1 protein-coding gene is annotated in these 680 nt (G+C 71.2%); it reads left to right on the top strand.

The window, feature by feature from the left end; all coding sequences use genetic code 11:
- Window positions 1-680 (top strand): alpha/beta fold hydrolase (locus tag Pth03_RS41175; RefSeq protein ID WP_239119824.1); only part of this gene is annotated, 680 nt, incomplete at both ends.

Raw genomic sequence — 680 nt, 5'->3', positions numbered from 1 at the left:
CTCATGAGCGAGCAGCCCGTCATCGTCCTGGTCCACGGCGCCTTCGCCGAATCGGCCAGCTGGAACCGCGTCATCCAACGCCTGCACAGCAACCGACTCTCCGCCGTCGCCGTGGCCAACCCGCTGCGCAGCGTCGAAGGCGACGCCACCTACCTGCGCGACGTGATCGCCGGCATCGGCCGCCCGGTCGTCCTGGTCGGCCACTCCTACGGCGGCATGGTGATCAGCCAGGCGGCCGCCGACAACCCAGCCGTACGCGCCCTCGTCTACGTCGCCGCCTTCGCCCCCGAACCCGACGAAAGCGCACTGCTGCTGTCCGGCAAATTCGAGGGCAGCACCCTCGCCGCGGCCCTGACCGCCTACCCCGTCGCCTCCGGCGGCAACGAGTTCCGCATCGCCGAGGACAAGTTCCACCACCAGTTCTGCGCCGACCTCGACGCGGGCGAAGCCGCCCTGATGGCGGCGACCCAGCGGCCCGTGACCGAACGAGCGCTGACCGACGCACTCACCGTCAGCGAGCCCGGCTGGCGCACCACACCGTCCTGGTTCGTCCACGGCGAGCGCGACCTCAACATCCCGGCCGCCGCACTGCGGTTCATGGCCGAACGAGCCGGCTCACGCGGAACCCACGAGATCGCGGGCGCCTCACATGCCATCGCGGCATCCCAGCCCGGCGCCGT

It is taken from the genome of Planotetraspora thailandica (genome assembly GCF_016863335.1).
GTDB lineage: Bacteria > Actinomycetota > Actinomycetes > Streptosporangiales > Streptosporangiaceae > Planotetraspora > Planotetraspora thailandica.
The sequence above is the reverse complement of the archived record's forward strand: the minus strand, read 5'-3'. Positions and strand labels throughout refer to the sequence as shown.